Annotated in this window: 12 protein-coding genes and 1 tRNA gene; 12 read left to right on the top strand and 1 reads right to left on the bottom strand. The window is 36.8% G+C overall.

Going from position 1 to position 15,293, the window contains the following annotated elements; genetic code table 11:
* Positions 1 to 24 precede the first annotated feature (24 nt).
* The 3 genes from porM to AC6I5C_RS16050 all read left to right on the top strand — a co-directional run bounded on the left by porM (position 25) and on the right by AC6I5C_RS16050 (position 3,673).
* Complete coding sequence (gene porM, locus AC6I5C_RS16060; protein ID WP_497906033.1) at positions 25 to 1,572, top strand: type IX secretion system motor protein PorM/GldM; 1,548 nt, start codon at positions 25 to 27, stop codon at positions 1,570 to 1,572.
* Between the two features lie 69 nt (positions 1,573 to 1,641).
* Positions 1,642 to 2,532 (top strand): type IX secretion system ring subunit PorN/GldN, encoded by an 891-nt coding sequence (porN, locus tag AC6I5C_RS16055; RefSeq protein ID WP_497906032.1) that lies wholly within the window; start codon positions 1,642 to 1,644, stop codon positions 2,530 to 2,532.
* A 97-nt stretch (positions 2,533 to 2,629) separates the two neighbouring features.
* Positions 2,630 to 3,673: an NAD(P)/FAD-dependent oxidoreductase gene (locus AC6I5C_RS16050; protein WP_497906031.1), complete on the top strand. Its 1,044-nt coding sequence runs from the start codon at positions 2,630 to 2,632 to the stop codon at positions 3,671 to 3,673.
* On the opposite strand, the gene AC6I5C_RS16045 is transcribed toward AC6I5C_RS16050, so the two are convergent.
* On the bottom strand, positions 3,654 to 4,046 hold the full coding sequence (locus AC6I5C_RS16045; RefSeq protein WP_497906030.1) for a DUF983 domain-containing protein: 393 nt from the start codon (positions 4,044 to 4,046) through the stop codon (positions 3,654 to 3,656). The genes AC6I5C_RS16050 and AC6I5C_RS16045 overlap by 20 nt on opposite strands.
* An 83-nt stretch (positions 4,047 to 4,129) precedes the next feature.
* On the opposite strand from AC6I5C_RS16045, the gene AC6I5C_RS16040 reads away from it, so the two are divergent.
* The 9 genes from AC6I5C_RS16040 to AC6I5C_RS16000 all read left to right on the top strand — a co-directional run bounded on the left by AC6I5C_RS16040 (position 4,130) and on the right by AC6I5C_RS16000 (position 15,291).
* The gene (locus AC6I5C_RS16040) at positions 4,130 to 6,037 is read left to right on the top strand and encodes an ABC-F family ATP-binding cassette domain-containing protein (RefSeq protein ID WP_497906029.1); all 1,908 of its coding nucleotides are present in this window, start codon (positions 4,130 to 4,132) and stop codon (positions 6,035 to 6,037) included.
* Positions 6,038 to 6,096: 59 nt separating this feature from the next.
* Positions 6,097 to 6,273 (top strand): CPXCG motif-containing cysteine-rich protein, encoded by a 177-nt coding sequence (locus AC6I5C_RS16035; protein WP_497906028.1) that lies wholly within the window; start codon positions 6,097 to 6,099, stop codon positions 6,271 to 6,273.
* A 152-nt stretch (positions 6,274 to 6,425) separates the two neighbouring features.
* Positions 6,426 to 7,331: a leucine-rich repeat domain-containing protein gene (locus tag AC6I5C_RS16030; protein ID WP_497906027.1), complete on the top strand. Its 906-nt coding sequence runs from the start codon at positions 6,426 to 6,428 to the stop codon at positions 7,329 to 7,331.
* Between the two features lie 107 nt (positions 7,332 to 7,438).
* Positions 7,439 to 7,511, top strand: a tRNA-Met gene (locus AC6I5C_RS16025).
* 55 nt (positions 7,512 to 7,566) lie between these two features.
* On the top strand, positions 7,567 to 8,910 hold the full coding sequence (locus AC6I5C_RS16020) for a tyrosine-type recombinase/integrase (RefSeq protein WP_497906026.1): 1,344 nt from the start codon (positions 7,567 to 7,569) through the stop codon (positions 8,908 to 8,910).
* Between the two features lie 2 nt (positions 8,911 to 8,912).
* Positions 8,913 to 9,641, top strand: coding sequence for a hypothetical protein (locus tag AC6I5C_RS16015; protein ID WP_497906025.1), 729 nt, complete (start codon positions 8,913 to 8,915; stop codon positions 9,639 to 9,641).
* 5 nt (positions 9,642 to 9,646) lie between these two features.
* On the top strand, positions 9,647 to 10,174 hold the full coding sequence (locus AC6I5C_RS16010; protein WP_497906024.1) for a hypothetical protein: 528 nt from the start codon (positions 9,647 to 9,649) through the stop codon (positions 10,172 to 10,174).
* 360 nt (positions 10,175 to 10,534) lie between these two features.
* Complete coding sequence (locus AC6I5C_RS16005) at positions 10,535 to 10,846, top strand: DUF6660 family protein (protein ID WP_497906023.1); 312 nt, start codon at positions 10,535 to 10,537, stop codon at positions 10,844 to 10,846.
* Positions 10,847 to 10,956: 110 nt separating this feature from the next.
* Entirely contained in the window at positions 10,957 to 15,291 is a 4,335-nt protein-coding gene (locus AC6I5C_RS16000) for a CusA/CzcA family heavy metal efflux RND transporter (RefSeq protein ID WP_497906022.1), read from the top strand.
* Positions 15,292 to 15,293 lie beyond the last annotated feature (2 nt).

The raw sequence follows: 15,293 nt of genomic DNA, 5'->3' as shown, positions 1-15,293 counted from the left end.
AACAACACAAAAAACTAATTAGAAATGGCAGGAGGAAAATTATCTGCAAGGCAGAAAATGATTAACTTGATGTATTTGATCTTCATTGCGATGTTAGCATTGAATATGTCAAAAGAAGTACTTTCGGCTTTCGGTTTGATGAACGAAAAACTGACCGAATCCAATGAGGCTTCTACTGAAAGAAATACTCAGTTTATGAATGGTTTGGCAGCTAAGGTTGATGAGCAACCAGCTAAATACAAACCATTAAAGGATGCTGCTGATCAAATTGATCAATTGGCTACTGGTTTGGATTCTTATATCGCTAGCCTTAAAACTGATATGACCGCTAAGTTGGAAGATCCTACTCAGTATGAGTCTATGGACAAAGGTGATTATTTGGATAACCTTTGGTTTAAAGGAGATAAACTAAAAGATGATGGACAGACCTTTAAAGCTGAAATCGCTAAATTTAGAGATGGAGTAGTTGCAATTTTGGAAAGCAATCCTACTACAGCTTCTATGGCTCCAGCTGTTAAGGCAAAATTTGCTACTGACGATGTAAAAAGAGGTGCTGGAACTGTAGAATGGTTAAGCCATAACTACAAAGGATTCCCTTTGGTTGCTTCTTTAACTAAGTTAACTCAAATGCAAGCTGACGTTAAAACTACTGAAACTGAAGTATTGCAATCGATGTTGGGTGAGCAACTTAAAGTGGAAGCATCTTTAACAAACTTTGACGCTATCGTTGTACCGGACAAAACTGCTTTCTTCTCAGGAGAAGAGTTTACAGGTAGAATCATTTTAGGTAAAAATGACAAAACGTTAAGAGCTGATAAAGTAATTATCAATGGTAAAGAATTACCTGCTGAAGCTATGCAAGCTGGACAAACTATGTTGAAGTTTGCTGCTGGTAATGTTGGTGAGCAAACTATTGAAGGTGAGTTCCAATTTAAAGAAGGTGACTCTATCATCTCAATCCCTGTTAAGAGTACTTATGCGGTTGTACCGAAACCTAACTCAGCTACTATTTCAGCTGATAAGATGAACGTTGTTTATCGTGGTGTATCTAACCCAATGACAATTTCTTTCGCTGGAGTTTCTGATAACAATGTATCAGCTTCTGCTCCTGGTTTGAAGAAAGGTTCTGGTGTTGGTAAATATGTGATGAATCCTGGAACAGGTAGAGAAGTAACTATAAATGTATCTGGTACATTACCTGATGGTACTAAAGTTAGTGATAAAGCTACTTTCCGTATCAAGGATATTCCTGCTCCTACAGGTACCATTCGTGGTGAAGCTGGAGTTGTACAAATGCAACGTAACGGTTTAGAAATTTCTTCTATCGGGGCTATGTTGGAAGACTTTGATTTCGATTTACCATTAGCGGTATCTGGATTTAAATTCAAAGTACCGGGTCAACCAACTATCACTGTAGGTGGTAACAAATTGAACGATCGTGCTAAGGCGGCTTTACGTAAAGCTAAGCGTGGTGATGCAGTTCAGATTTTTGATATCGATGCAAAAATTACTGGAAATAGCGGTTATAAGCTTAAAAAGGTATCTCCAGTATTTATCGAATTAACAAACTAAGATAATTTAGTTAGACAACAAACGTTTTATACGTAGAGACTTAAAGTCCCAAACATTAAAAGATTTAAGATGAAGATTAGAAATATTGTATTAACCGTTTTAGGAGTTGTTGCTACAACTGGGGCATTTGCTCAGGCAAATATTCTTAACGCTAAAACACCAGACCAAATAGGAGTTAAAACAGAAGCTCAATTGGCATTGGATCATGACAGACCTTTAGAGTATGGTTATGTAGATGACAGAGATATTTTGTTTTCAAAAATGACCTGGGAAAGAATCGTTTTAGATGAGCGTGCCAACTTCCCGCTTTACTACCCTGTAGATACTAACAATATTGGGAGTAACAGACGTTCTTTGTTTGATGTGATCATGAAGAATGTAGCAAATGGTAATATTGAAAATATTTACGCTGACTCTTATTTCACTGAAAAACGTACACTTAAGGATCTTGATGGCGCTTTAAAACTTGTAGATACTACAAACCTTGGTTTTGAGCAATACAATGCTGAAGGGATTGTTGATCCACAGTATATCAGAAAAAGAGAAATCTCTTCTTATGATATCAAGGAATACCGTATGAAAGGATTATGGTATTTTGACAAGCGTCAAGGAGAATTAAGATACCGTCTTTTAGGATTGGCACCAGTTTGCCCAGATGTTAACTTTATTGACGAAGAAAACCCTGATTTGGTAGAATTATTCTGGATATTTTTCCCTGAGGCCAGAGATGTGTTGCACGAAGCAAAATCGTTTAACAACAAGAACAGTGCTGTACCAATTTCGTTTGACCACTTGTTAAATTCAAGACGTTTCAGCGGCTTTATGTACAAGGAAGAAAACGTGTATGGAGACAGAGAAGTTAAGGAGTATATTGCGGACAACGCTTTAATGCAGTTGTTGGAGTCTGACAGAATCAAAGAGAAGATTCGTAACTTCGAACAAGATATGTGGTCTTACTAAGGTAAATCACAATCATTATAGAGAAAAGCCCACTTTTTAGTGGGCTTTTTCTTTTTTGGGTATGGGTTATTGTTGCAATCCTAGTAATTTTGCAAACATGAATGTAGATTATTTTATAGTAGGTTGTGGTTTGGCTGGTATCGCTTTTTGTGAGCAATTGCGCCAACATGATAAATCTTTTCTGGTTTTTGACAATGGATCTCAACAATCATCTAAGGTAGCGGCGGGATTGTACAATCCGGTTATTTTAAAGCGCTTTTCAGAGGTTTGGATGGCTAAGGAACAGTTGGAATTGGCCTTGCCCAAATATAAAATTGTAGGAGAGCTTTTAAAGACACAAGTTGATTATCCTATTCCTATTCATAGAAGGTTTGCTTCTATTGAAGAACAGAATTTATGGTTTTCCGCGTCAGATAAACCAGGTTTAGAACCGTTCTTATCTATTTCTTTAGTTAAAAACCATAATGAAGAAATCAATGCGCCTTTTGGATTTGGGGAAGTATTGCATACCGGACGTGTGGATACCACGGCCTTAATTGATGGTTATCAGGACTACTTAAAAAAAGAAGGAAGGCTTGTTTCTGAAGCGTTCAATCATGAGCTATTTAATGTTGAATCCAACACATTTTATTATGGTGAATATATAGCGGATAGAATTGTCTTCTGCGAAGGATTTGGTATAAAGAGCAATCCATATTTCCAACACTTGCCTTTAAATGGCACCAAAGGGGAAACTATCACCATTAAGGCTCCTAATCTTAAATTGGATGTTATTTTAAAGGGATCAGCGTTTCTATTGCCTCTTGGAGGCGATGTGTATACTGTTGGTGCGACCTATAATTGGACGGATAAAACTAATCAACCTAGTCAAGAAGGACGGGAAGAATTGGTAAATAAAGTAAAGGAACTTATCAATTGTGACTTTACTGTGATAGATCAGGAGGCAGGTATTCGGCCAACCGTAAAGGATAGACGTCCTTTGGTAGGGGAACATCCAGAGCAACCAAATATGTACATTTTAAATGGGTTGGGAACTAGAGGTGTTATGATTGCACCATATGTATCTGAACAGCTATATGAGCACATCGAAAACAATCAAACCCTGAACCCCGAGATCGACATTAAGCGGTTTTCTTCTTAGCCCATTCTTTATCGTAATGCATAAAAATATTGATCCAGATATTTCTTGATAAGCGCATAATAACGGGGTAAAAGGCTATCATCGTACCTACTATGGCGATAAAGGCGGTTTTTAAGGAGGTTCCTAAAATTAAATAGCTTATCACAAACGCGGCAACGGCAAAGGCAATACCAACAGCATAGCTTACATACATGGATCCATAAAAAAACGATGGTTCCAATCGATATTTAGTACCACAATGGGAGCAATGATCATGAATTTTCAAAGTGTCAGTAATGATGTACGGATTTTTGTTAATGTACATAGATTCTTCTTGACACTTTGGACAAGTTCCTTTCAAAATGCTATACAGTTTGGTCCCTTTTTTTATCATGGATTTATAGTGTATTTTTGCGTTTTCTATTGAACTGTAAAGTTACGTTTTATAGAAACATTAATTGTAACAAAAGTCACTAAATGCTCAATATCCATAACCTTTCTATTTCGTTCCAAGGCGAATATTTATTTGAAGAAATTACGTTTAAACTCAATCCAGGAGATAGGGTTGGTTTGATAGGTAAAAATGGCGCTGGTAAATCTACAATGCTTAAGATTTTGTCTGGAGATATGGAACCTGATTCAGGACAAATTGCTTCTGATAAAAATTTAAGCATAGGCTTTTTAAGACAGGATATTGATTTTATTCTGGGAAGAACCGTTTTAGAAGAGTCCTATGAAGCCTTTCAGGAGATTAAGACTTTGGAGCGCAAATTGGAGGAAATCAACCTTGAAATGGCTGAACGCACCGATTATGAAAGCGAAAGCTATCACCAATTGATGGTAGACTTGAATGAAATTCAGCATCAATACGAAATATTGGGAGGTTACAATTATCAGGGTGAAACTGAAAAAATCCTGCAGGGCCTAGGTTTCAAAAGAGAGGACTTCAACAAACTTACCGACACTTTCTCTGGTGGGTGGCGTATGCGTATTGAATTGGCCAAGTTGCTACTTCAAAACAATGATATTTTGCTATTGGATGAGCCTACCAACCACTTGGATATTGAGTCCATTATTTGGTTGGAAGGATTTTTAAAAGGCTATTCTGGAGCTGTGGTGATTGTGTCTCATGATAAAATGTTCTTGGATAATGTGACCAACAGAACAATAGAAATATCCTTGGGACGTATTTACGATTACAACAAACCCTATTCAAAGTTTTTGGTTCTTAGAAAGGAAATCAAGGAGCAACAGTTGGCGTCTCAAAAGAATCAGGAGAAGCAAATTCAGCAAACTGAAAAACTTATAGAAAAGTTTAGGGCTAAGGCTTCCAAAGCTTCCATGGCGCAATCCTTAATCAAAAAATTGGATAAAATTGAGCGTATTGAAGTTGATGAAGATGACAACAGTGTAATGACTTTAAATTTTCCAGTGTCCATTACACCTGGTAAAGTGGTGGTTGAAGCCGAAAATATTACCAAGAATTATGGTGCTTTACAGGTTTTAAATGGTATAGATTTAAGTATTGAAAGAGATTCTAAAACTGCTTTTGTAGGCCAGAATGGTCAAGGTAAATCTACTTTAGCTAAAATTATTGTTGGGGAAATAAAGCATGAAGGTCATTTAAAGTTAGGACATAATGTACAAATAGGGTATTTCGCTCAAAACCAAGCGGAATATTTGGACGGTAATAAAACCGTTTTGGATACTATGATTGATGCTGCCAACGAAACCAATAGGAGTAAGGTAAGAGATATTTTGGGATCTTTCCTGTTCCGTGGTGAGGAGGTTGATAAATATGTGCGAGTACTTTCTGGAGGGGAACGAAACCGTTTGGCCCTTGCAAAGTTGTTGCTGCAACCTTTGAATGTGTTGGTAATGGATGAACCTACCAACCACTTGGATATTAAATCCAAGAACGTTTTAAAAGAAGCGTTGAAGAAGTTTGAAGGAACTTTAATTTTAGTATCTCACGACCGTGATTTTCTTCAAGGGTTGACTAACAAAGTATATGAGTTCAAAGATCAACGAATCAAGGAATATCTTGGAGATATCGATTTTTATTTGGAACAGCGTAATGTAGAGAGTTTGAGAGACGTTGAAAAGCGTGATGTTGTAAAAGACCAACCAAAGGAGGCCAATAAACAATCTTACCAGGACCAAAAGAAGATGAAATCCTTAGCCAATAAGTTGAGCAATACTGAAGCTAAAATCAGTCAACTGGAAAAGGAAATTAAGGCTATAGATGCCGAACTTGCTATAAATTATGATGCTTTAGTAGCGGACCCTGGTTTTTTCAAAAATTATCAAGCCAAAAAGGATGAATTGGATAATCTGATGCTGGATTGGGAAACAATTCACGAGGAACTTGATAGTTTTAATTAATAGGCATCCATTTATAATAGAGGGATTTAAAATCGTTTCAAAAATCTGTAACTTACAGTATGGAAACGTATGTCTTTCAATGTCCATATTGTTGGCAACAAATCTCTGTTGTGGTAGACAAGTCTATTCCCAATCAAGCCTATATTGAAGATTGTGAAGTATGCTGTAATCCTATCTCTTTGGAAATCAGTATTAAAAATAATGACATATTTTACTTTCAAGCAAGTGGGGTATAAATGGCAGTTTCGGGTGCATTATTTTGGTTTATAGTGGTTTATGTTGTAGTTCTTTTTGTTCGGCTGCGCATTTCGTCGAAAAAAATTTGTATTTCACCGAATTAAGATTATATTCGTTAATGTAAATTTTTTCTCGTATCAAATCTACAGTTATGAAAACACTCCAACTATCCTTCCTCTTCTGTTTAATTAGTGTATTGTCATTTGGCGCAATATCGTCCAAAGAAAAAGCAGCCTTAATAGCATTGAATGTTTCTACCCAAGGTAAAAATTGGTTTAAAACATGGAACCTTAATGCTCCGGTATATACCTGGTGCGGTGTGATTATAGAAGATGATAAGGTTGTAGGGCTCAATTTGGATTCCAATAACCTTACAGGCACACTTCCTGAAGCATTGGGAGATTTGGTCCACTTGAAAAAAATTAGCTTTTTCAGAAATCATCTTACGGGAAAAATTCCTTCCTCAATTGGGAACTTAACAAGTTTAACAACGCTTAATATGGCTTTCAATGAGTTAAATGGGACTTTGCCAAGTTCTATTGTAAATCTGAAATCTTTGGTGTCGTTACAATTGTTTATGAATAGAATTGAAGGAGAGATTCCTCGACAGATAGGAAATTTGGCTAATTTGGAATATCTGGAACTGTACAATAATGATATTGAAGGGACCATTCCAAAGTCAATAGGAAAGTTGGCCAAGCTTAAAGAGCTTTTAATTAGTAGTAATAAAATAACCGGAAAATTGCCCACTGAAATATCAGGAATGACTTCGCTTAGAGTGTTGAGTGTTTTTGATAATAAAATGTTAGGTATTGTTCCAAAGTCTATTGGTAAATTAGCTGGGTTGGAGGAGTTAGTTTTGGCTAACAATGCTTTCTATGGAGATTTGCCAAATGAGCTTGCCAGCTTGGTAAACCTGAAAGTTTTGCTCTTAGGAAACAATGCTTTTAAGGGGGATTTGGCGGCTTTGGAAAAAAACTTTCCAAAAATGAAAAATTTTGATGTGCAAAATACAGAGGGAAGAGGGGTGATAGTAACCTTGGACCCAGAAGATTAAAAGTTGTCCGTAATAAATGTGTGGCTCCTGGCAAGAAATTGTTGGGAGTTATTTTTTAAAATATGCTTTGTATTCTCAAAAAACGTCTTATATTTGCACCACGATATCGCGGGATAGAGCAGTAGGTAGCTCGTCGGGCTCATAACCCGAAGGTCACTGGTTCGAGTCCAGTTCCCGCTACAAAGGACAAAAGTCAAGTATAACAAACGGTTTGGAGTTGCCAAACCGTTTTTTTATGCCTAATTTTACCGACCTTGTCAACAATGCATATGAAAGTGCATATGGAAATGCATATGATTTGTCCTTGAAAAAAAAGTATTCCAAACCCAAAATCTACACAGCAAAAGGCGACCTCAAGAAACGATGGTATGTCTATTTTTCCTATCGAGATCCCCAATCTGGGAAGCTCAAAATGCAGACCCCATTTTATGGCGATGCCAATAAGTATAAGACCAAGGAAGAACGTTTGGCAGCTTTGGGGATTTACAGTAAGGTCATCAACAAACTTTTATCGGAAGGTTACAATCCCTATGAGGATAACACCGAGCGTTTCTATTCAAGCGAAGAAGGCAAAGAGGTTGTTGTAAATAAGGAGCCAGTCCCAGAGGTGAAAGTGGAAACTGTGAAAGCTGTTGCAAAAGTAGAAGTTCCCCAGGAATCCAAAGAGACGGAAACAGGGGAGGGATTCATAGAGGCCCTTGATTTTGATCTGAATTTAAAGAAGCGTTTGCTACGGGAGAGCAGTTTGAGGTCTTACGAGAACCATCTGAGTGTGTTCAGGAGATGGATTGAGGAGAACCATCCCAAACTCAAATATATTGCCCAACTTGATAAGAAGGTTGTTCTTGAGTTTTTGAATGACGTGCTGGATAGAACCTCTGCAAGGAACTATAACAATTATAGGGCGAGTTTGAGCAGTATGATGGGAACCCTTGAAAGCAACGATAAGGTGGCGAGCAATTTTGTAAAGAACATCAAAAAGCTCAAAACGGACCCCAAAAGGAATAAAACCTATAGTAGGGAAGAGCAGGAGCGAATATTCCAATATCTTGAAGACAACGATCCATTGTTGCTCCATTTTATCAAATTTGTTTCCTATAGTTTTATGCGTCCAATTGAGGTGTGCAGATTAAAAGTGGGCGATCTTGACCTAAAGAACAAGACCCTTAGCTTTAAGGCCAAAAACAGCCCGTTGAAAACAAAGATTATCCCTGATATTCTCATTGATGAACTGCCTGACCTTTCTGATCTAAAAAAGAAGGATTCACTGTTTACACCAAATGGATTGGGAGGTGTTTGGGATATCACTCCCGACCAAAAGAGAGGTTATTTTACCAAACGCTTCAAGAAAGTGGTAAAGGATGAGTTTGGTTTTGATGAAGACTACGGAATCTATAGCTTCAGACATACTTTTATTACGAAACTATACAGGCAAATGTCCCAAAAGACAAATCCACATACTGCAAAGGGGAATCTAATGTTGATTACGGGGCATACCTCAATGGCTGCCCTTGAAAAATACCTTAGGGATATCGATGCCGAACTGCCAAGTGATTATTCAGAAATGTTAAAGAATTAAAAATGCCGAATGTACTGTCTATGGAAGAGATTCTTTTGGACCTTGGAAAAAATCTTCTAAGGTCTTTGGTGTTTTATTTGCCCAAGAACCTCTCGGAGTATTTGGATGAAGAGGGAAAGGGACTTTGGGAGGAACATGCCAATAAATTAATCTTGATTGAAAACAATGGCTCGAACTATTTTGTAGAAGATAAACTGGCCTGTCACCACATCATGTCCAAATCCATGTTGCTCAGTGATAATCTGTTCAAGTTAATGGAGCTGAAAGGTGATATAAAAGAAGAGAGTCTGGGCTATCTTTTGAAGAAGTATGGGCAACAGGTGGAAGGTTGTGTGTTGATGAGCCAATGGTTTCTTGACAATTGGCAACGTGATATACCCGATATTACCAAGGATCAACAGAGGGCGATAGCATTTCAGCTAAAAAGCTTTCAGGAGCATTTTGAGGAGTTCAAATCCCATTTTGGAAGCTATGTTTTGGAGAAGAATGATATAAATGAACTTCGTCGTGAGGCTATAGAGAGGTGGAAAGAACAATTGGTTCAAATCAAAGCGCCAATTGTTGTTCCCGCACTGCCTCAAAAGGAACCAGAGAAAGTCACCAAAAATGATGAGAGGAAACAGCGTTTGGATAAGGTGAAAGAGCGAGCAATGAAAAATGCAAAGGAACAGATACTCACACAAATCTTCAAAGTTAAATTTAGGGAGGAAACAACCGATATAACCAATTAAGGCATATGGCTAAAAAGAAAAAGATTCAAAACGAAGAAGAGAGCTTAAATTTTAGAATTCCAAAAGAGCTTAAGGCGACAATAGTGTCACGAGCTGAAAAACGTAATATCACCGTTTCCAAATATGTTAGGGAGGTATTGCAACAGGTTCATGATGGAACCTATTGTGAAGAGGAGTTTGGGAAATTTGAGCGGGAAGATTTTCTGTTTTCAAAGGAATTCATTCAGTTGGTGATTTGGATGTATAGCTTGCGTAGTGATAGGAGTGTAAAGGAAAATCGGGAGCAAGTTGAAAAGTATATAGCCACGTTAAAGAAAGTTGGTGATCATGTATCCGATGAATTGAGTGCGGAATTCGATAAGGTATTGCTAGAGCTTTTGGAACTTAAAAAGAAAGACACATGGACTTATCAAAGCTATTATTTTTCGGACTCGGGCTCTGGTTCAAGTAAATTTAATTTTAGGGTGTTGGAATCCTTTTTCTTAAACGAGGGATGGATAAGAACCTTCACCATCGATATGAGTAGAAGCTAAATTTTGCTTCAGATTTTTTTCGTGATAATTCCTGTGATAAATTTGTGATATTTTTTTATCACAAATTTATTTTTTGTTTTTTGAACTGTTGATTTGCTGTTGAAACCCTTTGTTATATAGGTGAAATTGGCTATCAATGTTCAATATCGAACTGTTGCAACAGTTTGATTTTTTGTGATACAAAAATGGCTTTTTTGGTGGTTAACTGAGATGAGTTTAGGCTTTCTTTAAATAAGAATTCTATCATTGTTATTGACCGCTGACGTTGTTGTTGCTTGTTTTAACACTTAGAGAAGTATTGCTGTCGATATAGGTTTGTTTGCACAACCTTTGCATAAAATAATTTATATCTTTGTCTTGATGAAATTTTTAGCATTTATATTATCAATCTATATTTTCGGGCTCAATTTAGTGCCATGTGAAGATAATGGTGTGCTTTATGATGAAGTTAAAACAGAAATTTCAGATGCTTTAGACAACGACCATCAACACCAAGGTGCAGATTTATGCTCGCCATTTTGCCAGTGTCATTGTTGCCATATCCACGTAACACATTTTAATGTTGTAGATTACAGTTTAACAAATACTGTTATTTCAACACAAGTATTCTATCATTTTGATGGTTTTGAAAAAGATTTCAATACCACCCTTTTGCAACCTCCTCGAGTTTAATTCAGGTTTTATTGGATAGTTATATCCTTTTATGACTGTTTAGTCATTTTTATTCGATGGGTTAGAAAATAACCTTAATCGAAATGTTTAACTGAATTATTACATTTTATATGATCAATAAAATCATTGATTTTTCAATCAATAATAAATTCATTATTGGTTTGCTTACGCTTGCCATAATTGGAACAGGTATTTGGAGTATGACAAAAGTACCCATAGATGCAGTCCCGGATATTACCAACAATCAAGTTCAGGTAATAACACAATCACCAAATTTAGGTACAGAGGATATAGAACAAATAATCACTTATCCTGTTGAGGTGGCAATGAGCAATTTGCCAAATGTGGAAGAAATACGTTCAATTTCACGCTTTGGTCTGTCAGTAGTAACCATTGTATTTGATGATGATATGGGGACATATCTTCCGAGACAATTGGTTGCTGAAAAACTCAACGAAGTAAAAGAACAAATTCCTGCGGGTTTTGGAGAGCCTACAATGGGACCTATATCCACAGGTCTGGGAGAGATATACCAATACACATTAAAAGTAAAACCAGAATATCAAGATAAATATTCCATTTCAGATGTTCGTACAATGCAAGATTGGATTGTACAACGTCAAATGGCAATGGTTCCTGGTGTTGTCGAGGTCAACGCTATTGGTGGTAAAATAAAACAGTATGAAGTAGCTGTAGACCCTAACGAGCTTAAATCAATAGGGATTACCATTACAGATGTATTTGAAGCCCTTGAAACTAATAATGAAAATACGGGAGGTGCTTATATAGAAAAAAACCATCAGGCTAATTTTATAAGAGGGGAAGGATTGGTAAGAAGTTTAGATGACATCAAAAGGATAACGGTTAAAACCATTAACAATGTACCTATTACCATTGGTGATATAGCAACAGTTCAATTCGGTTCAGCCATTCGTTACGGAGCATTAACACAAGACGGTGAAGGAGAAGTTGTCGGCGGCTTGGTAATGATGCTTAAAGGTGCAAATTCAAATGATGTGATTACCAATGTTAAAGAGCGAATGGTTGAAATACAAAAATCGTTACCAGAAGGCGTTGTTATTGAGTCACTTTTAGACAGAAGTAAGTTAATTGGAGAAACGACATCAACGGTTGCTACAAACCTTATTGAAGGGGCTTTAATCGTTATTTTCGTCCTCATTTTCTTGTTGGGTAATTGGCGAGGTGGCTTAATTGTAGCTTCAACTATTCCACTATCGTTACTGTTTGCATTTATTTTAATGAATGTATTCAACGTATGGGCAAACCTGATGAGTTTAGGAGCTATAGACTTCGGAATTATTGTAGATGGAGCAGTAATTATTGTGGAGTCTACTGTATTTCTTATCGCTTCCCAAGTACTTAAAAAGAAAAAAATAACAACCAAGGAACGTGATGAGGTTGCTGCATCGGCTTCCAAAAAAATGATGAATGCTGCCTTTTTCGGTCAGTTGATTATACTTATTGTGTTTCTTCCCATTTTAGCCTTACAAGGTATTGAAGGTAAAATGTTCAAACCAATGGCATTGACCTTTATATTCGCTATGTTGGGGGCTATGGTACTTTGTTTAACCTATGTACCAATGATGTCGGCTTTAGTATTGAGAACACCAAAAAATGATAAATTATCTTATGGTGATAAATTTGTGCATTGGGTTGAAGATAAGTACAAACCTTTATTGGAAAAAGCCCTTTTAAAAGGGAAATTAATTGTAGGAATTGCTGTGGCACTATTTGCTGTAACAGTCTTTATGTTTATCCGAATGGGAGGTGAATTTATCCCACAACTCAATGAAGGCGATATTGCATTCCACGCCATTTTAAAACCAGGTAGTTCACTATCTGAAACAGTAGAAACCACTACTAAAATAGAGCAAATAGTAAAGGCAAAATTTCCCGAAGTCGAAAAAATTGTGAGCCGTATTGGTGTAGCCGAAATACCCACTGACCCAATGCCTATGGATATTGCCGATGTATTCGTTATACTGAAACCTAAAAATGAATGGACTACGGTAAAGACAAAAGATGAGCTAATTGAAGCAATGAAAGAAGCTGTTGAAATTATCCTTGGAGTCAATTATGAATTTACCCAACCCATAGAAATGCGTTTTAATGAGTTGCTTGAAGGGGTGCGGGAAGATATTGCCATTAAGTTGTACGGCGAAGACATCGGAGTCTTATCCCAAAAGGCAGAAGAAATTACTAAAATAATTGCAGGAACACCTGGTATTGGTGATATGAAAGCCGAAGCCACAACAGGTTTGCCTCAAATGACTATAAACTACAGTAGAGATAAGTTGGCTCAATATGGACTGCAAATCAACACACTTAACAAAATGGTGCAATCGGCATTTGCTGGAGGAAATGCAGGCGTTATTTTTGAAGGCGAAAAGCGGTTTGATTTGGTAGTTCGTTTAAATCAACACAACCGTAAGGATATATCAGATATTCAAAATCTGTTTATCAATTTGCCCTCAGGGGCACAAATTCCACTTCGTGAAGTAGCTGATATATCTTATAAAGCGGGACCTATGCAAATAAGTAGGGATAATACCAACAGAAGAACCTATGTAGGTATCAATGTAAGAGGACGTGATGTAAAATCGTTGGTAGAAGAAATTAAAGCCAAATTAGATGCACAATTGGAATTACCCTCTGGCTATTTTGTACGCTATGGTGGTGCTTTTGAAAATTTAGAGCGAGCCAGTAACCGCTTGCAAACCGTAGTGCCTATTGCCTTACTACTTATTTTCGTACTGATATACTTTGCTTTAAAATCAGTACCGCAAACCTTAATGATATACATTGCTATTCCAATGGCTACCATTGGCGGTGTGGTAGCGTTGTGGCTACGAGATATGCCCTTTAGCATTTCGGCAGGTGTTGGTTTTATAGTATTGTTTGGCGTGGCCGTATTAAACGGCTTGGTGATGATAAGTGGCTTAAATGAATTGAAAGAAGAAGGTATTACCAATTTAAAAGAACGGATTTTGGAAGGCACAAAGCGAAGAATACGCCCTATTATGCTCACTGCTTTTACAGATGTATTGGGCTTTTTACCAATGGCTGTTTCAGTATCGGCAGGTGCAGAAGTACAGCGTCCGTTGGCAACGGTAGTTATTGGTGGATTATTGACTTCTACATTACTCACTTTATTTGTATTGCCTATTTTATATCATTGGGTAGAGAATAAATCGTTTAGGTTAAGGCTAAACAAAAAAATAGTGAGTGCAACCGCAGTACTGGTTTTAATGTTTGTGTTTTCAACTCGAAGTAATGCACAACAAATCACGGATACCTTGCCTAAAATTTCGTTGAACGAAGCTGTTGCTTTATCTAAAAAGAACTACCCACTATTGAAACAAAAACAATTGGAAGTTACCAAACAAGAAAACCTAAAATCTACGGCATACGATTTTGGTTCTACTCAAATCTTTACAGGTGGTGAAGAAGTCAAAGATGGAACAGGAATCTACACAACGGTCGGTGTTGGACAATCAAACATGGATGTGTTTGGAATCGGAGCAAAACGAAAACTGCAACAACAACGCATTGTGTTGTCACAAAAAATAGTACAATTATCTGAATTGGAGGTAGAACTGGAAGTAAAAAAAGCGTGGGCAAAATGTTATCAATCTATGAGAAACTTTCAATTGTACAAAGAGCTTGATTCCATCTATGGTAATTTTGAACAAGCAGTTACGCTGAACTTTGAAGTGGAAGCCATTTCTAAATTGGAGTATTCAGCGGCAAAAAATCAAGTGTTTCAAATTCAAAATAAAAAAGTACAGGCATACAGAGATTACCTCATAGCCATACAACAGTTAAATCTTTGGTTATTTGAAGACGAAATTTATACTGTATCAGAAGAATTGGAAAACATTGCAACGATTGAAACTGATAGCTTATCAACAAATGAACATCCAATGGTTACTGTTTCAGAAAATCAATTGAATGTCGCCGAAGCAGAATTGAGGGCAGCAAAAGCTGATAATTTACCAAAATTGAACCTTCAGGGTGGTTTACAAAAAGTTAATGGTAATTCAGGTTTTTATACCTATCAAGCAGGAATTTCCATTCCATTCCTGTCAGGTTCAAACAAAGCCCGAATTAAATCGGCAAAAATTGACAATGCTATTGCAGAAAGTAATTTGCTATTCAAAAAACAAGAATTACAATCACAATATGCACAAGCAAAAGAAAATTATTTAAAATGGAAACTGTCTTGGGAATTTTACGAAACACAAGTGTTACCATTAACCAAAGACCAGAAATCAGGAGCGTTGTTGGCGTATAAGGAAGGAGAAATAGATTATACCACCTTTACACAATTGGTAAATGAAGCCGTACAGTCAGAACTGGAAGCTCAAAACGCTTTAATCAATTATTTAGAAAGTGCATTTCAACTACAATATTTCAATCAATAACA

It is taken from the genome of Mangrovimonas sp. sgz306409 (assembly GCF_059735265.1).
Note: the sequence above shows the minus strand (reverse complement) of the source record. Positions and strands in the feature narration are given on the sequence as shown.